We start from the raw sequence: 22,412 nt of genomic DNA on the forward strand, positions 1-22,412 counted from the left end.
TGAAGTTCCGAAAGCGGAACTTTACGGCAGGCGCGTGCGCTCACGCCAAACAGTTCAGTCGGCGGCCGGGAAGGTCACCGAGGTCACAGCCGTCAGCACGGCCAGTTCCTCGCGGAGCGCGCGGGCGAGGCCGTCGAGGTCGGGGACGGCGCGGGCGTCGGCGACCAGGCCGTAGTGGACGCGACCCCGGTAGGTGGAGACGGCGACGGCGAGCGCCTGTCCGTGGGCGAGCGGGGCGAGCGGGTAGACCTCGGTGAGCGGGCAGCCGCCGAGCCGCAGGCCGAGGCTGGGCAGCGGCACGCTGGTGACGAGGATGTCGAACAGCAGCCGGGCGGCCTGGGCGACGACGGGTCCGCCGAGCCGGTGGCCGAGCGCGGGCACATGGTCGGCGAGCAGCGCGACGGCCCCCGCGCCCCGGTGCGGCCCGGCGTCCTTGTTGCGGTCCATCGCCGTCCGCACGGTCCGCAGCCGGGCCAGCGGGTCCGGGTCGTCCACGGGCAGCCGGACGAGATAGCCGGACAGCCGGTTGCCCTGCGGATGGGCGGAGCGCGGACGGCGCCGGGACACCGGGACGAGGGCGCGCGGCAGGACGCCCGCGCTGGAGTCGCCGCGCTCGTCCAGCCAGCGGCGCAGGGCGCCCGCGACGACGGCGAGCAGCACGTCGTTCACGGTGCCGCCGGCCGCCTTGCGGACGCGGTGCACCTCGTCGAGGTCGAGGACGACGCCCGCGGTGCGGCGGGTGCCGGTGGGGCGGGAGGTGAGGGCGGGCGTGGAGCGTACGTCCCAGGTGGCGCGGGCCACGGAGGCGCCGATGTCGAGGGCCCGGGTCACCCCGGCGACGGTGTCGAGGACGCGGCCCGGCAGCTTGCGCGGGTCGAGGTCGCCGGGCACCACGGACCCCAGCCCTGGCAGCCGGATGCCGCGCCGCTCCCCCGGGTCGGCCGGGCGCGAGGTCCGGCGTGCGGGGGGCGCGTCCGCCGGGCCCGCCGGGTCCATCATTCCGGCGGCGAGGGTGAGCGCGCGCAGCCCGTCGGCGAGGGCGTGATGGAACTTGAACAGCACCGCGAAGGAGGCCCCGCTCGGCCCGGTGCCCGGCAGGACGTGCGCCTCCCACGGCGGTCTGCCCCGGTCGAGGGGCCGCTCCATGAGGGCGCCGGCCGCCGCGTGGAAGTCGGCGGCGGGATCGGCGAGGTGGACGTGGTCCTGCGGGTCGAAGCCGGGCGCGTGCTCGCGTGCCGCACCGCCGACCGGCACCCGTACGTCACGGATCCGCATCCGCAGCCCAGGAACGGCGGCGGCGCGGGTCGCGAGCAGTTCAGCGGCGTGCCGGGCGGCCCCGGGGTCCCCCGCCGTGAAGACGCCGAGTGCGGCCAGGTGCATGGGGTGCTCGGCGGACTCGATGTTCCAGAACGCCAGGTCGAGGGGGGCGAGCAGGTCAGTGGACCTTACGTTGGCCATCGGATTTGCTCTCGCGTCGACGACGGTGAGGTGCGGTGTCAGCAGTCAAACCCCGACGAGCGACTACGGTCAAGTACGATCAAGCTACGCACAGTTAACAACGTATTAAGTCCCGCCCCCATGGGGGCGGGACTCCTGGGGCAGCCGGGCCCAGTGGGGCTCAAAAAGGGGCTCCACCTGGGCGGAGGGGCGCGCCGGGCCCGACAAGGTCGGGCGCGCCCCGGCCGTCACTTCAGCGCCGGCGCGACCGCCTGCGGGTCGGTGCCCCAGTCCGAGGGCGCTGCGCCGACCGTGAAGGCCAGCTCCCGCATGCCCCGGAGTGCGTCGGTCGTCAGATACGTCCTCTTGTAGGAGGCGCCGTCCACGCGCGCCGACTGGATGTAGCGGACGCCGTCCGAGGTGCCGGGCGCCCGTACGGTGAGGCGGCCGTTCGGGTAGTAGCGCCGGTCGAGGGTGAGGTCGACCCGTTCGAAGACGGGCGTGGACAGGCCCCAGGTGGCGGCGCCCGGCTGCACCGGGAAGATCCCGATGGACGACAGGACGTTCCAGGCGGACATCGTGCCCAGGTCGTCGTTGCCGGTCATGCCGGTCGGGCTGTCCGTGAAGAGGGTCAGCGCCGCGTGCACGACGTCCGTGGTCTTCCACGGCTGCCCGGTGGACAGATAGGTGTAGGGCGCGATGAGGTCGGGCTCGTTCTGCGGGTTGTACTTGTCCGCGTTGTAGTAGTCGTACGGGCCGTCGACCCACACCTCGCGCGCGGTCTTCGCCGGGTCCTTCAGGAGCTGGTCGTAGGCGAAGAAGGCGTCGAGCCGCTTGTTGGTGGCGTCCCTGCCGCCGATCAGCCCGACCAGGCCCGCGATGTCCTGCGGTACGAGCCACTGGTACTGCCAGGACGTGCCCTCGTGGAAGCCCTCGCTCCGGGCCGGGTCGGCCGATCCGGTGAAGGCGCCCGACGCGTCCTTCGCGCGGAAGAAGCCGGTCGACGCGTCGAACACCGAGCGGTAGTTCTGCGCCCGCCGGGCGTAGCGGCGCGCGTCGGCGTCGTGGCCGAGGTCGCGGGCCATCTCGGCGAGCACCCCGTCGGACAGCGCGTACTCCAGGGTCGCGGACGCGCCGTGGTCGTAGTCCGAGTCACCGGGCTTGGCGTGCTTGCGGCCCTTGAGGTACGGGGCGAAGCCGCCGGCGATGTACTCCCGGTTGGCCTCGCGGCCGAGCGCGGTGGACGCGGTCGGCGGCACCCCGTCGGCGTTCTTCTTCAGCGCCCGGTACGCCTCCTCCTCGTGCCCCTTGAGCAGCCCCTGCTGGTAGGCGTTGGTGAGGAAGGGCGTGACGGGGTCGCCGGTCATGATGTTCGTCTCGACCGTTCCGTAGCCCCACTTGGGCAGCCAGCCGGCGTCCCGGTCGATCCGCAGCACGGACAGCGCCATGTCCCGGGACTCATGGGGTGCGAGCAGCGCCAGGAGCTGGGCCTGGGTGCGGTACGTGTCCCAGAGGGACCAGTTCTGGTAGTACGTGAAGGCCTTGCCGGCAGACACAGCGCGGTGGATCTTCTGGTCCCAGCCGGTGTAGCGGCCGTCCGCGTCGCTGCCGATGTTCGGCGCGAGGAAGGACCGGTACAGCGACGAGTAGAAGGTGCGGCGCAGGGTCTCGCCGCCGCCCTGGACCCGTACGTCGTCGAGCCGGTCCTCCCACGCGGCGCGCGCGGCGTCCCGGACCCGGTCGAAGGAACGGCCGCCCTCGGCGCGCAGATTGACCGCCGCGCCCCGGGCGTCCACGTACGACAGGGCGGTGGTGGCCTCCACCGTGCGGTCGGCCCGGGTGTCGAAGCGGACCCAGGCGCCGTTGCGTCCGGTGGTCGCGGACGACTCCTTGGAGCCCTCGGTGACGGTGTCGCCGTTCCAGGTGCCCGAGGTGGTGAAAGGCCGGTCGAAGCGGGTCACCGTGTAGACGGTGTAGGGCTCGGTGCCCTGGCAGAAGCCCTTTCCGGTGATCGCGGTGCGCACCGTGCGGTTGTCGACGATCTCGACCTTGGTGGCCACCGTGCGGTGCAGCGACTGGCCCGCGTTGAGCAGGACGTTGGCCTTGTCCGTCGCGGGGAAGGTGTAGCGCTGCACTCCGGTGCGCGCTGTCGCCGTCAGTTCGGCGCCGATGCCCGTCTTCAAGCCGACCCGGTAGTAGCCGGGGCTCGCCTGTTCGTCGTCGTGGCCGAACTCCGCCGCGTACTTCGCGTAGTCGGTCCGGGTCACGTCGCCCGTGGTCGGCAGGACGGGCAGATCGCCGCCGAGTCCGCAGCCGACGCCCGAGAGGTGGACCGTCGAGAAGCCGCGGATCTGGGTCTCGGAGTAGTCGTAGCCGGTGTTGTGTCCGGTGTCCGGCGAGAGCTGCACCATGCCGAAGGGCACGGCGGCGCCTGGGTAGGTGTTGCCTTCGTTCTCGGAGCCGATGAAGGGGTTGACCAGATCGGTGAGCCGGTCCGCCTTCGTACCGTGGCTCGGCTCGGCCGCCTGCACGGCGGGGGTGGCGAGCGCGCCGCCGAGCAGGGTCACGGCCGTGACCGCCCCTGCGGTCCGCAGACGCAGAGACCGGGTCCATCGCATCGTGAAAGACCTCCGGATGGGGTGGACATCGTCGTCGCGTTCCCGCCCTCCGAACCCCTCACGGGCCCCCGGAAGTTGTAAGGAAAACCGACAACGTTGTCAGAGCGCGCTCATTCTTGAGGGCATAAGGGGGCGCGTCAAGAAACGGACCGGGACCGCTCCGGGCCGTCCCCCGTACGGGTGTGGACGGACCGGAGCGGAACAGGTGGTACGGGTGTGCCTGGCGGAATCCGGAGCGGTGTCCGGTCTGAGCCCGTGTGCGGCTCAGGAGGCCGGGCAGCCCGCCGGTACCGCGCGTGAGGCGTCGTCGATCAGCGCCCGGTGCGCCGCCTTCAGCCGCTTCACATCGGGCTTGACCACCTTGCGGTCATAGGTGACCAGACCGTTGAGTTCGCCCTCCACGTCCGAGATCTGGGTGTAGACGGCGCCGTTGTTCCCCCGGCAGGCGAGCGCGCGCACCTCGCCGAGCTTGGTCAGGTAGTCGTCGGTGTAGGTCGCCGGGTCGACGTCCACGTACGACTGCTGCACCGACCAGGCGTGGCCGGGCACCGCGAGGCCGAGGCCGCCGTACTCGCCGCTGACCAGGGCCCGTTGGCCGTCGGCCCGGGGGATCTGCGGGCTCGGGTAGCCGTGGGCGTCGGCGATGTCGCCGTTGCCGCCGTCCACCGCGCCGCAGCAGTTGAGGCCGCTCATGTTGTTGACCAGCCGGGTCGGGTCCCAGGTCTTGGCCTGGTCGGCTATCCGGGCCTGGTCGTACTGGCCCCAGCCCTCGTTGAAGGTGACCCACATGACCACCGAGGGGCTGCTGATGTGCTCGTCGATCATCTCCTTCATCTCGTGTTCGTAGGTGGCGCGGGACTCGGCGTCGGGGGTGACGCCCGCGGTCATGGCCGGCATGTCCTGCCAGACCAGGAGGCCGAGCTTGTCCGCCCAGTAGAACCAGCGGTCGGGCTCGACCTTGATGTGCTTGCGGACGGAGTTGAAGCCCATCTGCTTGTGCGCCTTGAGGTCGTAGGCGAGGGCTTCGTCGGTGGGCGCGGTGTGCAGTCCGTCGGGCCAGAAGCCCTGGTCGAGCGTGGCCATCATGAAGACGGGCTTGCCGTTGAGCACCGTGCGCGGGGTGCCGCCGACCTTCTCGACGGCTATGGACCGCATCCCGAAGTAGCTGCTGACGCGGTCGGCGCCGACGCTGACCTTGAGGTCGTACAGGAACGGGTCGTCCGGTGACCACAGCCGCGGCTTCGGGACCTTCAGGGTGAGCGGCGCACCGGTCCGCCCTGTCACGGTGCCCACCTTCTTCCTGCCCTCGTACGCGGTGGCCGTCACCGGCACGCCGTCGCGGACGCCGCGCACCTCGACGGTGAGCTGTTCGCCCTTGACGTCGGGGGTGAGCTTGAGCGAGTCGGCGTGGTCGGCGGCGACGGGCTCCATCCAGACGGTCTGCCAGATACCGGAGGACGGGGTGTACCAGATGCCGCTGGGGTCCAGGCGCTGCTTGCCGACGGGCGGGTTCTCGCCGTCGCGGGAGTCGGTCGGGTCGTAGACGCCGACGATGAGTTCCTGCGTACGGCCGGGCTTCAGCGCGTCGGTGATGTCGGCGCTGAACTTGTCGTAGCCGCCCTTGTGCGAGGTGACCTTGGTGCCGTTGACGTAGATGTCGGACTGCCAGTCGACCGCGCCGAAGTTGAGCCGCAGCCGCTGGTCGTCGCCGACCTTCCAACTCTTCGGCACGGTGAAGGTGCGGCGGTACCACATCCGGTCCTCGTGCCGCTGGATACCGGAGAGCTGGGACTCCACCGGGTACGGGACGAGGATCTTCTCGCGCAGCTTCTTGCCGACCGGGGGCTGCTCGCCCTCGGTGGCCGCGGCGAACTCCCAGGTGCCGTTGAGGTTCTGCCAGGCGTCCCGGGTGAGCTGGGGCCGGGGGTACTCGGGCAGGACGTTGTCCGGGCCGACCTTGCCGGCCCACGGGGTGCGCAGTTCGTACTCGGAGCGGTTGGGGCCGCTGCTCCAGAACGCGCCGACCGCCTTGCCCTGGTCGGACGCGAGGCCGCCCGCTCCGTCGTAGCGGACGTCCGCGAGCCCGGACGCGCCGCCGCCCTTCTTGCCGACGACGGGTTCCTTGAGCGTGACCAGGAGCGCCCGCTTGTCCGACGGGTCGGCCTTGATGCCCGCGATGGGCCATTTGGCGCCGCCGATGACGGCGGTGAGGTGGTCGGTGAGCTGGGCCGGTGGCTTCGCGAGGTTCTGGGCGAAGTCGAGTTTCAGGGTGCGGCCGGTCTTCAGGACGGTGGCGGCGACGGCACCGTCGTAGGAGTAGCCGTCCGGCAGCCGGAACGCGGACGACGGGATCGCCGTCTTGGTGGCGCCGGGCGGGGTCCAGCGCACATGGAGGTTGGAGCCTCCGTAGTGCTCGAAGTACTCGACCTTGAAGTCGTAGGCGCGGCCCGCGGTCAGTTCGACGGGCTGGGAGTGTTGTTCCCGGTCCCAGTCGTCGACCCAGTGGTCGATGGTGAGCTTGCCGTCGACCCAGAGCCGGAATCCGTTGTCGCCGATGATCGAGAAGGTGGTCGGGCCGGTCTTCTCCGGCACGATCTTCCCGGTCCAGCGGACGCTGACGTCGTCGGACTGCCCGGTGGCGGACTGGAGGCGGGATTCGAGGCTGTCGAAGTCGAGTTGGGGGTCGAATCCGGTGGCCTTCAACTCATGGAAGTCGAAGGCCCCGGGGGCCGAGTGGGTGTAGTACTCGCCCTTCAGGCCATGGACTTCGACCTGGTCGTCGGCCGCGGAAGCGGACGGGGCGGAAGTGAGTCCGGCGATGCCCAGAGCCCCTGCGAGCAGCAGGGCCAGGTGTCGTCCGAGTCGTCTCAGGCGCACGGATCCTCCTTTGCCGAGGAAGGGTGGCGGCTCGTCGCTACAGTCTGTACAACGTTGGAAGGAACGGCCGTTGGCATGACAGCACGGCCCTGGGCGCGCTGTCCAGGGTCATGACAAACGCTCCCGGCGAGGGGGCGTCCACCGATGCGGAGGAGTGGGCGTGCGGGTGAGCCTCAAGGATGTCGCGGAACGCGCGGGCGTCTCGATCAAGACCGTGTCGAACGTGGTGAACAACTATCAGCACGTCACCCCGGGGATGCGGGCACGCGTTCAGCAGGCCATCGACGAGCTGGGCTACCGGCCGAACTTGACGGCGCGTCATCTGCGAAAGGGCAGGACCGGGATCATCGCGCTGGCCGTTCCGGAGCTGGGCAACCCGTACTTCGCGGAGCTGGCGGGCGCGGTCATCGACGCGGCGGCCGAGCACGATCTGACGGTACTTCTCGATCACACGCGCGGCGAGCGTGAGCAGGAGATGCATGTCAGCCAGGGGTTCCGGGCCCGGGTGATCGACGGTCTGATCCTCAGCCCGTTGGAGCTGGAGGCCGATGACCTGCGCTCACGCGACGACGACGTGCCGCTGGTGCTGCTCGGTGAGCGCGAGTACGACCTGCCGTACGACCACATCGCGATCGACAACGTCGCGGCGGCCGGGGTCGCGGTGCGGCATCTGCTGGGCCGGGGCCGTACCCGGATCGCGTACCTCGGGGCCCGTACGGACTCCTCGAACCGGCCCGCCCATCTGCGGCTCGCGGGCTGGCGCGAGGAGCTGACGGCGGCCGGCCTTCCGGCGCCGGACTCGCTGGTCGGGCCGGTCGGCGGCTGGGACCGGGGCGACGGCGCCGAGGCGATGGCGCGGCTCCTGGACTCGGGGGTGCGGCCCGACGCGGTGTTCGCGTACAACGACCTCATCGCGATCGGTGCCATGCGGGTGCTGCACGAGCGGGGGCTCAGGGTGCCGTGGGACGTGGCGGTGGTCGGTTTCGACGACATCGCCGAGGGCCGCTACGGGGCGGTGACGTTGACCACGGTCTCCCCGGACAAGCAGGCCATCGCCCGGCTCGCGGTCGAGTCCTTGGTCCGCACCCTGGACCGGTCGGCGCGGGGCGAGGGAGACCCTGTCGGACGCGAACTCACGGCGGAATTCAGGCTGGTGGAGCGCGAGAGCACGCTGGGGCGGCGGTGACGTCCGGGGCGCGGATCGGGGGCCGCGCGGAACGGGACGTCCTGCGCGGAGGGTTTACAGCACCCTTCCAACGATGTAAAAACTCCTGCGGAACGCCGAGTTGACGTACGAGCCCGCCTTTTCGTGACCACGCGCGCATGTGCCTGTGCTGTGCACGCATGAGCATCCATGAGCAAGAGCCCGCCCTCCCGTCAGCGCTCTCCGCGCCGCCGGACCGTGCCGTAATGGGGACCCCATGAAGCCGACCTCGCCTCTTCGCCGTACCTCTGTCAGGACCTCCCTGCTCGCCGCCGGACTGGCCGCGAGCCTCGCGCTGGCCACCGGGTGCGCCAAGTCCGAGAACGACGCGTCGGACGCCAAGGACCCGTCGGCCTCGGGCGACGCGGGCCAGGTCGTCGCCACGCCCAGCGCCGGCGGCAAGGGCTGCACCACCGATGCCTACGGCGCCGAGAAGATCGATCTCAAGACCGCCACCGTGGGCTTCTCGCAGTCCGAGAAGGAGGCCAACCCGTTCCGGATCGCGGAGACCCAGTCGATCAAGGACGAGGCGGAGAAGCGGGGCGTCAAGCTGCTCACGGCCAACGCCCAGTCGCAGTTCTCCAAGCAGATCAGCGATGTGCAGGACCTCATCGCCAAGGGCGCCGACCTGCTGGTGATCGCGCCGCTCAACTCCGACGGCTGGGAGCCGGTGCTGCGCGCGGCGAGCGCCAAGCACATCCCGATCGTCACGATCGACCGGAAGATCAACGCGACCGCCTGCAAGGACTACGTCAGCTTCATCGGCTCCGACTTCGTGGAGCAGGGCAAGCGCGCCGCCGACCAGATGATCGACGCGACGGGCGGCAAGGGCGAGGTGGCGATCCTGCTCGGCGCCGCGGGCAACAACGTGACCACCGAGCGCACCAAGGGCTTCGAGGACCGCGTCAAGGAGAAGGCGCCCGACCTCAAGATCGTGTTCAAGCAGACGGGTGAGTTCGCGCGCGAGAAGGGCCAGCAGGTCACCGAGCAGCTCATCCAGTCGAAGCCCGGCATCACCGGGATCTACGCCGAGAACGACGAGATGGGACTCGGCGCGGTCAACGCCCTCAAGGGCGCGGGCAAGAAGGCGGGCGCCGTCAAGATCGTCACGATCGACGGGACGCGCAACGCCGTGCAGGGCATCGTGGACGGCTGGATCGAGGGCGTCATCGAGTCCAACCCGCGCTTCGGACCGCTCGCCTTCCAGACCCTGGACACCTTCACGCAGGGCGGCGAGGTCCAGCAGGACATCGTGATCCAGGACAGCGCCTACTCCAAGGCCAACGCCAAGTCGGACCTGGGCAAGGCGTTCTGACGTGACCACAGCTCCGGTGGTACCGGCGGCGGACGTGCTGTCCGTCGCCGGTCTCACGAAGACGTTCCCCGGCGTCCGCGCCCTTGACGGCGTCGACTTCACGGCACGCTCCGGCGAGGTGCACGCTCTGATCGGCGAGAACGGCGCCGGGAAGTCCACGCTGATCAAGGTCCTGACGGGGGTGTACGCGCCGGACGCGGGGGACGTCCGCTACCAGGGCCGCCCGGTGCGCTTCCACACCCCGCTCCAGGCCCAGGACGCCGGGATCTCCACGATCTACCAGGAGGTCAACCTCGTACCGCTGATGACCGTGGCCCGCAATCTGTTCCTGGGCCGCGAACCGCGCAGCCGCCTCGGCCTGATCGACTTCCGCCGGATGCACCGCGCCGCCGACGAGGCCCTGCGCGACCTCGGCGTCCGGGTCGACGTGCGCAGGCCGCTGCGCGAACTCGGCGTCGGGGCGCAGCAGATGGTGGCCCTGGCGCGGGCGGTGGCGGTGGACGCGCGGGTCGTCGTCATGGACGAGCCGACGTCGTCGCTGGAGCCCCGCGAGGTCCGCACCTTGTTCGGCGTGATCCGGATGCTGCGCGAGCGGGGCATCGCGGTGGTCTACGTCAGCCATCGCCTGGACGAGTTGTACGAGGTGTGCGACACGGTCACCGTGCTGCGGGACGGGCGACTCGTGCACACGGGCCCGCTGGCCGGACTCGACCGGCTGCGGCTGGTGTCGCTGATGCTCGGCCGCGAGATGGGCGAGGTGCGCCAGGAGGGGCTGACCAAGTTCAGCGGCGGCCACGGCACGGACGGTGAACCGGTGCTGCGGGCCGAGGAGTTGACGGTACGTCACCGGCTGCGCGCGGTGTCCGTCTCGGTGCGTCCCGGTGAGGTCGTCGGGCTCGGCGGGCTCCTCGGCTCGGGCCGCAGCGAGACCGCGAAGGCCGTGGCGGGCGCGCTGCCGCCGGACTCCGGGCGGGTGACCGTGGCCGGAACCCCGGTGCGCACCGGTTCGACGCCTGCCGCCATCCGTGCGGGTATCAGTCTGCTGCCCGAGGACCGCAAGGCCGAGGGCATCGTGCCCGGTCTTTCGGTGCGCGAGAACATCGCCCTGGCCGCGCTGCCGGGCCTGTCCCGGTTCGGCCTGGTGGACGAGGGCCGGATCGACCGGATCGTGGACACCTTCATGAAGCGGCTGCGGATCAAGGCGTCCGGGCCGCATCAGAAGGTCGGCGAACTCTCCGGCGGCAACCAGCAGAAGGTGCTCCTCGCGCGCTGGCTCGCCATGAACCCCAAGGTGCTGCTCCTGGACGAACCGACCCGGGGTATCGACGTGGGCGCCAAGGCGGAGGTGCAGAAGCTGATCGACGAACTCGCCGGTGAGGGCCTGGGCGTGCTGCTGATCTCGTCCGATCCGGAAGAGCTGATCGAGGGTTCGGACCGGGTCGTCGTCCTCAAGGACGGCGCGGTGGTCGCGGAACTCACCGGGGACGACGTGACGGAGGACCGGCTGATGCGGGCCATCGCGACGGCACCGGACGACACACCCCCCGACCGGACCCCGCCCGCCGACGCACCGGCCGCGGATGACGCCCCGCCCGCCGCGCCGACCCCGGCGCAGGAGGACCACCATGACTGAGCTGACACTCCCCCGCGCGGGCGCCGACCGCGAACGGCTGCTGCGGCTCCTCCAGAGCTACGGCGTGTATCTCGGTGTCGCCGTCCTGCTCCTGGTCAACATCGCCTTGACGCCGCACTTCCTGTCCGCCGAGAACTTCCGCACCCAGGCCGTCCAGGTCGCCCCCGTCCTCATCGTCGCGCTCGGCATGGCCCTCGCGATCGGCAGCGAGGGCGTCGACCTGTCGGTGGGCGCGGTGATGGCCCTCGCGACCTCGCTCGTCTCGCTGTACCTCGGCTACGGGCCATGGATCGCCGCCCTGGTCGCGATCATCGGCGGCATCGCCGTCGGCGCCGCGAACGGCGCACTGATCGCCTTCGTCGGCGTGCAGCCGATCGTGGCGACGCTCGCCCTGATGGTCGCGGGCCGGGGCCTGGCCCTGGTCCTGCTGCCCCAGCTCAAGGACGTCCGGGACCCGGGCATGGCCGCGCTCGGCTCGGGCGATGTGCTCGGCATCCCGTATCTGGTGCTGATCGCGGCGGCGCTCGCGCTGCTCGTCGGATTCACCGTGAAGCGCACCACGTTCGGGCGGCAGCTCCTCGCCATCGGCGACAGCCGCCCCGCCGCACGGCTCGCCGGACTCCCCGTACGGCGGGTGCTGATCCTCGTCTATGTGTGCGCGGGCGCGCTCGCGGCCGTGGCGGGGATTCTCGCGACGGCCCGGCTCAGCGCGAGCGATCCGACCTCGCTCGGCACCCTGATGGAACTCTCCGCGATCACCGCCGTCGTGGTCGGCGGGACCCCGCTGACCGGTGGCCGGGTCCGCATCGGCGGCACCGTCGCCGGGGCGGTCCTGATCCAGTTGCTCACCGCCACACTCATCAAGCACGACCTGCCGCCGTCCTGGACCCAGATCGCGCAGGCCGTGGTGATCGTCCTCGCGGTCTACGCGGCGCGGGAACGGGGGAAGCGATGACGGACACCCTGACGTCCGAGGCCCGGCCGAAGAACGTTCCCGAGGCCGAACCGGAGGGCGCGACCCGGTCCGAGCGGCTGAGCGCGCTCGCCCAGCAGCATGGCGCGCTGGTCACGCTGGTGGTCGCGGTGATCGCCGCATCGCTGGCCTTCGACACGTTCCTGACGGGGGACAACCTGGAGAACATGGCGGTGTCGTCGGCGTTCCTCGCCGTCGTCGCGCTCGGAATGACCTTCGTCATCGTCACCGGTGGCATCGATCTGTCCGTCGGCTCGCTGTTCGCGCTCGGCGGGGTGCTCGCGGCCTGGGGCTCGCGGTACGGGACGGCGGTCGCGCTGCTCCTGCCGCTCGCGGTGTGCGGACTGATCGGCCTGGTCAACGGGTTGCTCATCGCCCGCTCCCGGCTCGCCCCCTTCATCGTGACGCTGGCCGCGATGCTGGGCGCGCGGGGCATCCTCCTCGCGGTCACCGACGAGGGCTCGACCACCTACCTCGTCGACAAGGACACCTTCTTCGCGACGCTCGGCCAGGGCAAACTCCTCGGCGTCGGCGTCCCCGTGTGGATCACGGCGGCCCTGTTCGTCCTGGGCGCCCTGGTCCTGCGGCGCACCCGGTTCGGTCAGTACGTGTACGCGGTCGGCGGGAACGAGGACGCCGCCGCGCTGATGGGTGTCCCCGTGGCCCGTACGAAGGTGTACGTGTACGCGCTGTCGGGGCTCTGCGCGGGGCTCGCGGGCGCCCTCAACGCGGCGTGGCTGGTGTCCGGTGTGACGATCCTGGGCTCGGGCATGGAACTGGAGGCGATCTCGGCGGTCGTCATCGGGGGGACGCTGCTCACCGGCGGGTTCGGCTTCATCAGCGGGTCCCTGGTCGGTGTGCTCCTCCTGAAGGTCATCCAGAACGTCATCAACCAGATCGGCTCGCTCGACTCGGCGTATCAGCAGGTGGTCAGCGGGGCGTTCCTCGCGGTGGTCGTGATCGCGCAGACGTGGTTGGGGCGCAGACGGCGGGTGTTGTGAGGGTTCGGAGGCGGCGGGTGTGGTGAGGGTACGAAAGGCAGCGGGTGCCCGGCGTCACAGCACCCGCTGCCCCTTCCCCAGTGCGATGACCCCGCCCTTGGACACCGTGTACAGCTCCTCGTCCCGCTCCGGGTTCACGCCGATCGTGGCGCCGGCCGGTACCTCCACGTTCTTGTCGAGCACCGCGCCCCGCACCACCGCGCCCCGGCCGATCCGGACGTTGTCGTGCAGCACGGAGCCCTGCACCACGGCACCTTCGCCGACGACGACACCGGGCGACAGGACGGAGCGTGTGACCTGGCCCCGGATGACACACCCGGGGCTGACGATCGACTCGCCCGCGATACCCCCGGAGCAGAACTTGGCGGGCGGCAACTGGCCCGCGTGCGTGTAGATCGGCCAGCGCCGGTTGTCCAGGTTGAACACCGGCTGGTCCGAGATCAGGTCCATGTGGGCCTCGTAGTACGCGTCGAGGGTCCCCACGTCACGCCAGTAGCCGTGATCGCGCGCGGTCTCACCGGGCACGTGGTTGCTGTCGAAGTCGTAGACCTGGGCGGTTCCCCGCTCGGTGAGGGACGGCAGGATCGAACCGCCCATGTCGTGCACCGAGTGGTCGTCGTCGGCGTCCTGCTGGAGGGCGTCGATGAGGGCCTTGGTGGTGAAGATGTAGTTGCCCATGGAGGCGAACACCTGGTCCGGGGCGCCGGGCAGCCCCGGCGGATCGGCGGGCTTCTCCAGGAACTCCTCCACCCGGTGGCCGTCCCGCGCGGGCGTGATGACGCCGAACTGCGACGCCTCGGCGCGCGGCACCCGGATTCCGGCGACCGTGACACCTGCGCCGCTCTCGATGTGCTGCTGCAGCATCTGCCGGGGATCCATCCGGTACACATGGTCGGCGCCGAACACGGCGATGTGGTCGGGCTGTTCGTCGTGGACGAGGTTCAGCGACTGGAGGATGGCGTCCGCGCTGCCGAGGTACCAGCGCGGGCCGAGCCGCTGCTGCGCGGGGACCGGGGTGACGTAGTTGCCGAGCAGGCTCGACATCCGCCAGGTGGTGGTGATGTGCCGGTCGAGGGAGTGCGATTTGTACTGGGTGAGGACGCAGATCCGCAGGATGTCGGCGTTCACCAGGTTGGACAGGACGAAGTCGACCAGGCGGTAGGTGCCGCCGAAGGTCACCGCCGGTTTCGCGCGGTCCGCGGTGAGCGGCATCAGCCGCTTGCCCTCGCCGCCCGCCAGCACGATCCCCAGCACCGATGGTCCACCGCGCATGGACGCCCCCTCTGCCCGCTAAGCCGATTTCAGGGTTGACTCGTACAACTCGGCCGTGCGCCGCGCCACCGCGCGCCAGCCGAACTCCCGCACCGCACGGTCGCGGCCCGCCGTGCCCATCCGCTGTGCCGTGTCCGGTTCGCCGACGAGCCGGTTCAGGGCGTCGGCGAGCCCCCGCTCGAAGGCGTCCGGGTCCCGCTCCTCGTACGGCACGAGCAGGCCGGTCGAGCCGTCGGCGACGACCTCCGGGATACCGCCGACGGCGGAGGCGACGACGGCGGTGCCGCACGCCATCGCCTCCAGGTTGACGATGCCCAGCGGCTCGTACACGGACGGGCAGACGAACACCCGTGCGTGGGTGAGGAGTTGGATGACCTCACCGCGCGGCAGCATCTGCGGGATCCAGTGGACCCCGTCCCTGACGGCTCCCAGTTCGTCCACGAGGGCGCGGAACTCGCGGCCGATCTCGGGGGTGTCCGGGGCGCCGGCGCACAGCACGAGCTGGGCCTCGGGGTCGAGCCGTCGGGCGGCGCGCAGCAGATGCGGCACGCCCTTCTGGCGGGTGACGCGTCCGACGAACAGGACGTACGGGCGCTCCGGGTCGACGCCGACGCGGCGCAGGACGTCCGTGTCCGGGTCGGGGCGGTACAGCTCGGGGTCGATGCCGTTGTGGACGATGTGCACCCGGGCCGGGTCGAGGGCCGGATAGCAGGCGAGGATGTCGTCGCGCATGGCGCCCGACACGGCGACCACGGCGTCGGCGGCCTCGATCGCGGTGCGCTCGGCCCAGCTCGACAGGGCGTAACCGCCGCCCAGCTGCTCGGCCTTCCAGGGGCGCAGGGGCTCCAGGGAGTGCGAGGTCATCACATGGGGGACGCCGTGCAGCAGCTTCGCGAGATGCCCGGCGAGATTCGCGTACCAGGTGTGCGAGTGGACCAGTTCGCGGCCTTCGAGCGCGGCGGTCATCGCGAGGTCCACGGAGAAGGTGCGCAGCGCGTCGTTGGCGCCGTCGAGCACGGGCCAGGGCCGGTGGCGTACGAGACCGTCGGCGGCGCCCTCGCCCCAGCAGTGCACTTCGAGATCGACGAGCGAGGCCAACTCGCGTGCCAGGAACTCGACATGGACGCCCGCTCCGCCGTAGACGTCCGGCGGATACTCCCGGCTGAGCAGTCCCACTCTCACGCAGAACCCCCAGTCGTCGCGCCCCGGTCCTCCCTCATGGTCACCCACCGGAGGCCCCTGGGGAAGACCCCGGGCCGCGCGCTCCCCACGGCGCAACGGCCCCGGCCCGTACGAGGAGTGATCATCCACATCCCCTCCGTGATCCATGGACGTCTTTCCTCCCTGGGTCGCCAACCCCAGGGAGGACAAGGCCGGGGACGTACTCCATCGGCAGTAGGACCCATTGACCGCTCAGGGAGGACGACGGAATCGCTTCGGCGAGAGATCGTAGAGATATGGAAGCCGATCGTTCGCCGCGCCGGACGCGCCCCGCGCCCTGCGAGAGCCCCCGCACCCCGCGGAGCCGCACATGAGCGCCCTCGCGCTCGCGGCGCTGCTCTCCCTCGTCTCCGCGGTGGCGTACGCGGGCGGGGCGATCGTGCAGGAGCGGGTCGCGGTGACCTCGCCGGACCGCGCGTACGCACCGCTGCGCCGGGCCGTCTGGTGGGGGGCCGTCGCGCTGAACGGCCTGGGCGCGCTGCTGCACGTGGTGGCGCTGGCGTACGGTCCGCTGAGCCTGGTGCAGCCGCTGGGCGCGCTGACGATCGTGTGCGCGCTGCCCATGGCGGCGTTCTTCGTGGGCCGCAGGGCCGGGGCGACCGCGTGGCGCGGCGCCCTCATGGCGACGGTCGGCCTGGCGGGTCTCCTGTCGCTGACGGGCGCGGCCCACTCGCGGACACTGGACGGCACCGAGCGGCTGATGCTGGCGGTGACGACCGGGGCCGCGATCGTGGTCCTGTTCGTCGCGGCCCAGGCGGTGCACCGGCACCCGGCGGTCCGCAGCATGCTGCTCGCGACGGCGGCCGGTGTCGCGTTCGGGATCGCGTCCGTCTTCACCAAGACGGTGGCGGTGGACTGGACGGACGCGTCACCGAGTGTGGAGGTGCCGAGCCTCGCGGTGATCGCGGTGCTCGCGACGGCGGGTCTGTTCCTGTCGCAGGCGTCCTACCGCGACGCGGGCCTGGCGGCGCCGCTGTCCACGGTGACCGTGGTGAACCCGGTGGTGGCCGCCGCGGTCGGCATCACGATGTTCGGCGAGACCTTCCGCTACGGCACGACGGGCACGGTACTCGCGCTCGGCTGCGGGGTCGTGGCGGCGGGCGGGCTGATCCTGCTGACGACCGAGCGGGTCGGGTCGGCGCGGAGGGAACAGGCCGCGGCGGAGGTGCTGCTCGCGGACGGGCCGGGCGAGGACACCACCGGCCGTGGACCCGCTGCGGGCAGCGGTCCCGGGGCCGGTCGGGATCCGGAGGGCGTCCTGGGGCCCGAGAGCGACGGGCCGCACGGCAGCGACGGCAGGGACCGCGACACCGGTCCGTCCGCCGCGTACACATCGGCCGCCGAAGCGCGGCTCCCGGGGATGCCTGTGCAGCCCACGGGGGCGGGGCGCGAGCGGGTGTACGCGCGCCGGGTACTGCGTCCACGGCCCCGCGTCAGATCCTGACGCCGCCCGCGCGGAGGTAGGCCAGCGGGTCGACGTCGGAGCCGAAGTCGGGCCCGGTCCGCACCTCGAAGTGCAGGTGCGGGCCCGTGACGTTGCCGGTGGCGCCGGAGCGGCCGATGCGCTGGCCGCCGACCACGCTCTGCCCGGACTTCACGGAGATCGCCGACAGATGGGCGTACTGGCTGTAGCGGCCGTCGCCGTGCCGGATGACCACCTGGTAGCCGTACGAGCCGCCCCAGCCCGCCGAGACGATCCGGCCCGCCGCGACGGACTTCACGGAGGTGCCGGTGGGCACGGCGAAGTCGACGCCCGTGTGGTAGCCCTTCGACCAGTAACTGCCCGTCTGGTGGTAGGGCGTGCTGGGCGAGACGGCGACGGGGGCCGAGAGACCGGTCTTGTGCTCGGGCGCCTTCGGCTTGGCGGACTCCTGCTTCTTCGCGGGCTCCTGCTTCTTCGCCGGCTGTTGTTCCTTGACGGCCTGCTGCTTCTTGGCCGGCTGTTCGGCCTTCTTCTCGGGCTGCTGCTTCTCCGGCTGTTGCTTCTTCGCGGCAGGCTGCTTCTCGGCGGGCGACTGCGGCTTCGCGGCCGGGTCGACGGTGAGCCGCTGGCCGGGGAAGATCAGGTCCGGATCGGCGCCGACGGTACGGCGGTTGGACTCGTACAGCTTCTGCCAGCCGCCGGTGAGGCGGCGGTCGTCGGCGATGCCGGAGAGGGTGTCGCCGCGCACCACGGTGTACATCTCGGCGGTACCGGCGCGGGACTGCGGGGTCGTCTCCGGCTTGACGTCCTTCACCTCGCGCGGCGCCGGCCGCTTCTGGGTGGTCGCCTGCTGCTTCTGGGAGGTGGCCGATTCTTTCTGTTCGCCGCCCGCCGGACGGATGTCCGGGGCGTCGCCGCCGCGCGAAAGTCCGGCGCGGACGGAGCAGGTCGGCCAGGCGCCGGGCCCCTGGCCCTTGAGCACCTTCTCGGCCACGGCAATCTGCTGGTCCTTGGTGGCCAGGTCGGCGCGCGACGCGTACGCGCGCCCCCCGTACGCCTCCCAGGTGGACTGGCTGAACTGGAGCCCGCCGAAGTAGCCGTTGGCGGTGTTGATGCTCCAGTTGCCGGACGACTCGCAGGCCGCGACCTTGTTCCAGGTGTCCACGTCGGCGGCGTGTGCGACACCGGTGCCCAGGAGCGGCAGCGCCATACCGGCACCGCCCGCCGTGACGGTCAGCGAGGCGCGGTTGATCCGGTTCGGCTGGTACCTGCGGTGTCGGCCACGCACGGCCATGGCGGTCCCCCTCGCTGTCCACAGGGGTGTCCCCCAAGGCATCAGGAGCCGCAAAAGTAAGTGCTGCGAACAGGCCAGGACAAGAGGGTAATCGGCCGCTCACGCACGGCGAGGGCGACCGGTCGCATACCCACCCCTACTCGGTCAAGTACTGCGGCAGCCAGCGGAGTTGGACCCCTTGTTGGTAAGGGCCCCCGCCCTCGTGGTCGTTGAAGGCGTACACCTCCATCGACCGCCCCTTTCCCGCGTACGCGTTGAAGGCGGCGAACACCGTCGACGGCGGGCAGGTCTGGTCCTCCAGGGCGGCCGAGAACAGGGCGGGCGCGCGGCCCCGGGCGGCGAAGTGCACGCCGTCGAAGTAGGAGAGGGTGCGGAAGACCTGCTCCTCGCCGCCGCGCCGGGCCTTCAGATAGAGCGCGATCTCGCGGTACGGGTGCCGCTCGGTGAGCGTGGTGGCGCGCGGGAAGTCGCACAGGAACGGCACGTCGGGAGCGATCACGGCGAGGTCGGGCACGAGGCCGCCGACGGCGAGCGTGATGCCGCCGCCCTGGCTGACGCCGATCGCGCCGACCCGGGCCGCGTCGACCAGCGGGTGCGAGCGCGCCGCCTCGATCGCGCGCACGCCGTCCGTGAACACCCGCCGGTAGTAGTAGTCGTGCGGGTCCTCTATGCCCCGGGTCATATAGCCGGGGTGGGAGGGCCCTGAGCCGACCGGGTCCGGGGTCTCGCCGCCCGCCCGGCCGCCGCTGCCCTGGCCCCGGGTGTCCATCACAAAATGCCCGAACCCGGCCGCCGCCCAGAGCAGATGCATGTGCGGCAGTCCGCGTCCGCCGCCGTAGCCGATGTACTCGACCACGGTCGGCAGCGGCGCGGTCGTGCCCGCCGGGAGGACGAGCCAGCCCTTGACGGGGTGTCCGCCGAACCCGGCGAAGGTCACGTCGAAGACGTCCACGCCCGTCAGCGGCAGGTCGACCGGCTCGAACCGGGCGTCGAGGTCGTGCTCGCGGGCCTCGGCGAGGGTCTTCTCCCAGAAGGCGTCGAAGTCGTCGGGTTCGGTCGCGGCGGAGCGGTAGGCACGCAATCGGTCCAGCGGGAGGTCGAAATGAGGCACTGAGGCTCCTTCGTCGTACACAGTGTCGACAGGACACGCTACGCCGCGGAGTGATACTGGCGATCACTACCGCACCACCGATGCCACGACCGGCACCACCGATGTCAGGAGCTAACAGGCATGAGCGCAACAGCCCAGATCGGCGTCACGGGGCTCGCTGTCATGGGACGCAACCTCGCCCGGAACTTCGCACGCAACGGCTACACCGTCGCCCTCCACAACCGCACGGCCGCCCGGACGCACTCGCTGGTGGCGGAGTTCGGCGACGAGGGCACCTTCGTGCCCGCCGAGACGGCGAAGGAGTTCGTCGCCGCCCTGGAGCGCCCCCGGCGGCTGGTCATCATGGTCAAGGCGGGGGAACCGACCGATCAGGTGATCGAGGAGTTCGCGCCGCTCCTGGAGCCGGGCGACATGATCATCGACGGGGGCAACGCGCACTTCGCGGACACCCGGCGCCGTGAGCGGGAGCTGCGCGAGCAGGGCATCCACTTCGTCGGCACCGGGATCTCCGGCGGCGAGGAGGGCGCGCTGCACGGACCGAGCATCATGCCGGGCGGCTCGAAGGAGTCCTATGGCTCGCTCGGGCCGATGCTGGAGAAGATCTCCGCGAAGGCGGCGGACGGTGCGCCGTGCGTGGCGCACATCGGTCCTGACGGCGCCGGGCACTTCGTGAAGATGGTCCACAACGGCATCGAGTACGCCGACATGCAGCTCATCGCCGAGGCGTACCAACTGCTGCGGGACGTCGCCGGGTACGGGCCCGCGCAGATCGCGGACATCTTCCGGACCTGGAACACCGGCCGGCTCGACTCGTATCTGATCGACATCACGGCGGATGTGCTGTCGCACGTGGACGCCGCGACGGGCAAGCCGTTCGTGGACGTGGTGGAGGACCAGGCCGAGCAGAAGGGCACCGGGCGCTGGACCGTTCAGATCGCGCTCGACCTCGGGGTGCCGGTGTCGGGCATCGCGGAGGCCGTGTTCGCGCGGTCCCTGTCGGGCCACGCGGAGCTGCGGAAGGCGTCGCGGGGGCTCCCGGGGCCGACCGCGCGAGCGCTCTCCGGGGACGAGGCGGCGGCCTTCGCGGTCCAGGTCGAGCAGGCGCTGTACGCGTCGAAGATCGTCTCGTACACGCAGGGCTTCCACGAGATCGCGGCGGGCAGCGAGGAGTACGGCTGGGACATCGACCTGGGCTCCGTCGCCACGATCTGGCGGGGCGGCTGCATCATCCGGGCGGCGTTCCTGGACCGGATCCGCGCGGCGTACGACGCCCGCCCCGAGCTGCCGAGCCTGCTCTCGGACGAGGGGTTCGCGCGGGAGATCGGCGCGGCGCAGGACGACTGGCGGGCCGTGCTGGTGGCTGCGGTGCGGCAGGGCGTGCCGACGCCGGGCTTCGCGGCGGCCCTGGCGTACTACGACGCGCTGCGCGCGGAGCGGCTGCCTGCGGCACTGACGCAGGGGCAGCGGGACTTCTTCGGCGCGCACACCTATCGGCGTACGGACCGTGACGGTTCCTTCCACACGCTGTGGGGCGGCGACCGCACGGAGGTGGATGCCTGACGCGGACCCCGCGCGCGGTCGGGCCCCCGGCCGGTCGGACCCCGGCCGGTCGGGGGCCCGCGCTCCGCTCAGCCCGGTTGCGGGAGGGGTTCCGGTCCCGGGGGTTCCGGGATGGGGGACGGTGACGGCGGCGGGACCGGGGCCGGTGGCTGGGGCGGGGGCGGGGGCGGTGTGGGCCGCGGGCCCGGCGTGGGCTCCGGCTCGGGTCCGGGACCGGGTCCAGGTCCAGGACCGGGTCCGGGTTTCGGTGCGGGTTCCGGTCCTGGGAAGGGCTCGGGGCGGGGCGGGGGTCCCGGTGTGGGGCCGGGCGGGACGGGGTCGGGGATCGGATGCGTCATCGGGGGCCTCCGGTGTGGGGGGAGAAGCCGGTACGAACCGTCTCTTGGACTCTCCCACGCGTACCCCGCCGCTTCGAGCCCACGCGACCCCGGTTACTGCGGAAGCCCCAGCTCCGGCCGCGAGCCGTACGCGACGACCGCCGCTGCCAGGCCCGGTCGCGGGCTCGTGAGCATCGGGATCGGCGTCGCCGCGCGGCGCTCCACCGGGGCCGTGGACACCTGCGCGAGAACGATCACGTCGGCGTCCGAGACCCCGTCCACCCCTTCCGCGACGGCGTCCAGGTACCCCTCCGCGTCCCCGCGCGCGAAGAACTCCCAGGCCGCGTCCAGCAGAAGCACCCGGGGCGTGACGGGCCGGCCCGCCCGCCGGGACTCCTCCTCGATCAGCTCCAGCGTGGGCGCCACGGTCGAGGCCACCGTGGCGACGACGACCACCCCGGGTCCGGCGGCCACGGCGGCGGCGGCCATCGGGCGATCGACGCGGAGCACCGGCACCCCGACCACGGGTCCCAGCCGCTCCGCGACTCCCCCGAGGGTGGAACACGTACAGAGCACGGCTCCCGCCCCGTCCGCCACAGCGCGTTCCACCGCTTGCCTCACGTCATGAGCCACCGCCTGCGGCCCGTCGCGCCCGGCCCGCGCCAGCAGGTCCGCTTCCACGTGGTGGCGGAGTACGAGCCCGGGGTGGTGCGCGTCGCGCACGGCGTCGAAGACGGGGATGTGTGCGGGCGAGGTGTGCAGCAGGGCGAGGGGCGCGGTCGTCACCACTGTTCGGGGTGGGCGGCGACGTACTCACTGGCGGCGTCCAGCAGTTCGGGTGCGGCGGCGGGCGCCTCGTCGGGATGGCGCGCGGCCCATTTCACGACGTACGGGCAGAGCGGCGCGACCGGCACTTCCTCGCGGGCGGCCATGGCGTACAGCTCGCGGGCGAGGGACCCGGCGACGCCCTGTCCCTCGTACGCGGGCTCGACGATGGTGTGCACCGGTACGAGGGCGGGGCGCGGCTCCGTGAGGACGAAGTAGGCGATGTGTCCGGCGAGTTCGCCGCCCGCGTGCGCTTCGAGGCGGCCCGCGGCGCGGTCGTCCCGGATCTCGATGTCGGTCATCGGTCTCCTCGTCCTGCTCGTCGTCCTGC

General features: G+C 71.6%; 16 protein-coding genes. 7 read left to right on the forward strand and 9 right to left on the reverse strand.

Annotation, left to right across the window (positions count from 1 at the left end; all coding sequences use genetic code 11):
• Positions 1-54: 54 nt before the first annotated feature.
• The 3 genes from ACIQNU_RS34285 to ACIQNU_RS34295 all read right to left on the reverse strand — a co-directional run bounded on the left by ACIQNU_RS34285 (position 55) and on the right by ACIQNU_RS34295 (position 6,932).
• Positions 55-1,458 (reverse strand): wax ester/triacylglycerol synthase family O-acyltransferase, encoded by a 1,404-nt coding sequence (locus ACIQNU_RS34285; RefSeq protein ID WP_401373820.1) that lies wholly within the window; start codon positions 1,456-1,458, stop codon positions 55-57.
• 227 nt (positions 1,459-1,685) lie between these two features.
• Entirely contained in the window at positions 1,686-4,055 is a 2,370-nt protein-coding gene (locus tag ACIQNU_RS34290; RefSeq protein WP_401373822.1) for a GH92 family glycosyl hydrolase, read from the reverse strand.
• 264 nt (positions 4,056-4,319) lie between these two features.
• Positions 4,320-6,932 (reverse strand): PA14 domain-containing protein, encoded by a 2,613-nt coding sequence (locus tag ACIQNU_RS34295; protein WP_401373825.1) that lies wholly within the window; start codon positions 6,930-6,932, stop codon positions 4,320-4,322.
• 160 nt (positions 6,933-7,092) lie between these two features.
• Here ACIQNU_RS34295 and ACIQNU_RS34300 point away from each other — a divergent pair, with 160 nt between their 5' ends.
• From ACIQNU_RS34300 to ACIQNU_RS34320, 5 genes are all read left to right on the forward strand, one after another.
• Positions 7,093-8,118: a LacI family DNA-binding transcriptional regulator gene (locus ACIQNU_RS34300; RefSeq protein WP_401373826.1), complete on the forward strand. Its 1,026-nt coding sequence runs from the start codon at positions 7,093-7,095 to the stop codon at positions 8,116-8,118.
• A 235-nt stretch (positions 8,119-8,353) separates the two neighbouring features.
• Positions 8,354-9,451 carry an ABC transporter substrate-binding protein gene (locus tag ACIQNU_RS34305; RefSeq protein WP_401373828.1) on the forward strand — a complete coding sequence of 366 codons (1,098 nt, stop codon included), beginning with the start codon at positions 8,354-8,356 and terminating at the stop codon, positions 9,449-9,451.
• Positions 9,452-9,485: 34 nt separating this feature from the next.
• Positions 9,486-11,084, forward strand: a complete 1,599-nt coding sequence (locus ACIQNU_RS34310; protein WP_401373953.1) for a sugar ABC transporter ATP-binding protein — start codon at positions 9,486-9,488, stop codon at positions 11,082-11,084.
• A complete protein-coding gene (locus tag ACIQNU_RS34315; RefSeq protein WP_401373829.1) occupies positions 11,077-12,039 on the forward strand; it encodes an ABC transporter permease in 963 nt (320 codons plus the stop codon). The genes ACIQNU_RS34310 and ACIQNU_RS34315 overlap by 8 nt, the downstream gene beginning before the upstream one ends.
• Positions 12,036-13,058 carry an ABC transporter permease gene (locus ACIQNU_RS34320; protein WP_401373831.1) on the forward strand — a complete coding sequence of 341 codons (1,023 nt, stop codon included), beginning with the start codon at positions 12,036-12,038 and terminating at the stop codon, positions 13,056-13,058. Before ACIQNU_RS34315 ends, ACIQNU_RS34320 begins: the two co-directional genes overlap by 4 nt.
• 54 nt (positions 13,059-13,112) lie before the next feature.
• Here ACIQNU_RS34320 and glgC read toward each other — a convergent pair whose 3' ends face one another.
• Both glgC and glgA read right to left on the reverse strand, forming a co-directional pair.
• Positions 13,113-14,330 carry a glucose-1-phosphate adenylyltransferase gene (gene glgC, locus ACIQNU_RS34325; RefSeq protein ID WP_401373832.1) on the reverse strand — a complete coding sequence of 406 codons (1,218 nt, stop codon included), beginning with the start codon at positions 14,328-14,330 and terminating at the stop codon, positions 13,113-13,115.
• A gap of 18 nt (positions 14,331-14,348) precedes the next feature.
• Positions 14,349-15,512 carry a glycogen synthase gene (gene glgA, locus ACIQNU_RS34330; RefSeq protein ID WP_401373834.1) on the reverse strand — a complete coding sequence of 388 codons (1,164 nt, stop codon included), beginning with the start codon at positions 15,510-15,512 and terminating at the stop codon, positions 14,349-14,351.
• Between the two features lie 349 nt (positions 15,513-15,861).
• Here glgA and ACIQNU_RS34335 point away from each other — a divergent pair, with 349 nt between their 5' ends.
• On the forward strand, positions 15,862-16,995 hold the full coding sequence (locus ACIQNU_RS34335; RefSeq protein WP_401373836.1) for a DMT family transporter: 1,134 nt from the start codon (positions 15,862-15,864) through the stop codon (positions 16,993-16,995).
• Here the strand turns inward: ACIQNU_RS34335 and ACIQNU_RS34340 are convergent.
• Both ACIQNU_RS34340 and ACIQNU_RS34345 read right to left on the reverse strand, forming a co-directional pair.
• Positions 16,985-18,268 carry a transglycosylase family protein gene (locus ACIQNU_RS34340; protein ID WP_401373837.1) on the reverse strand — a complete coding sequence of 428 codons (1,284 nt, stop codon included), beginning with the start codon at positions 18,266-18,268 and terminating at the stop codon, positions 16,985-16,987. The two genes, ACIQNU_RS34335 and ACIQNU_RS34340, sit on opposite strands and share 11 nt — an antisense overlap.
• Positions 18,269-18,404: 136 nt before the next feature.
• The gene (locus ACIQNU_RS34345; protein ID WP_401373839.1) at positions 18,405-19,379 is read right to left on the reverse strand and encodes an acetylxylan esterase; all 975 of its coding nucleotides are present in this window, start codon (positions 19,377-19,379) and stop codon (positions 18,405-18,407) included.
• A gap of 120 nt (positions 19,380-19,499) precedes the next feature.
• On the opposite strand from ACIQNU_RS34345, the gene gndA reads away from it, so the two are divergent.
• Positions 19,500-20,939 carry an NADP-dependent phosphogluconate dehydrogenase gene (gene gndA, locus ACIQNU_RS34350; protein ID WP_401373840.1) on the forward strand — a complete coding sequence of 480 codons (1,440 nt, stop codon included), beginning with the start codon at positions 19,500-19,502 and terminating at the stop codon, positions 20,937-20,939.
• A gap of 431 nt (positions 20,940-21,370) precedes the next feature.
• Here the strand turns inward: gndA and ACIQNU_RS34355 are convergent, their stop codons facing one another.
• Together ACIQNU_RS34355 and ACIQNU_RS34360 are read right to left on the reverse strand one after the other, a co-directional pair.
• On the reverse strand, positions 21,371-22,045 hold the full coding sequence (locus tag ACIQNU_RS34355; protein ID WP_401373842.1) for an arylsulfatase: 675 nt from the start codon (positions 22,043-22,045) through the stop codon (positions 21,371-21,373).
• Positions 22,039-22,383 carry a GNAT family N-acetyltransferase gene (locus ACIQNU_RS34360; RefSeq protein WP_401373844.1) on the reverse strand — a complete coding sequence of 115 codons (345 nt, stop codon included), beginning with the start codon at positions 22,381-22,383 and terminating at the stop codon, positions 22,039-22,041. Before ACIQNU_RS34360 ends, ACIQNU_RS34355 begins: the two co-directional genes overlap by 7 nt.
• Between the last annotated feature and the right edge of the window lie 29 nt (positions 22,384-22,412).

It is taken from the genome of Streptomyces sp. NPDC091292, from assembly GCF_044757265.1.
In the GTDB taxonomy this organism is placed as follows: domain Bacteria; phylum Actinomycetota; class Actinomycetes; order Streptomycetales; family Streptomycetaceae; genus Streptomyces.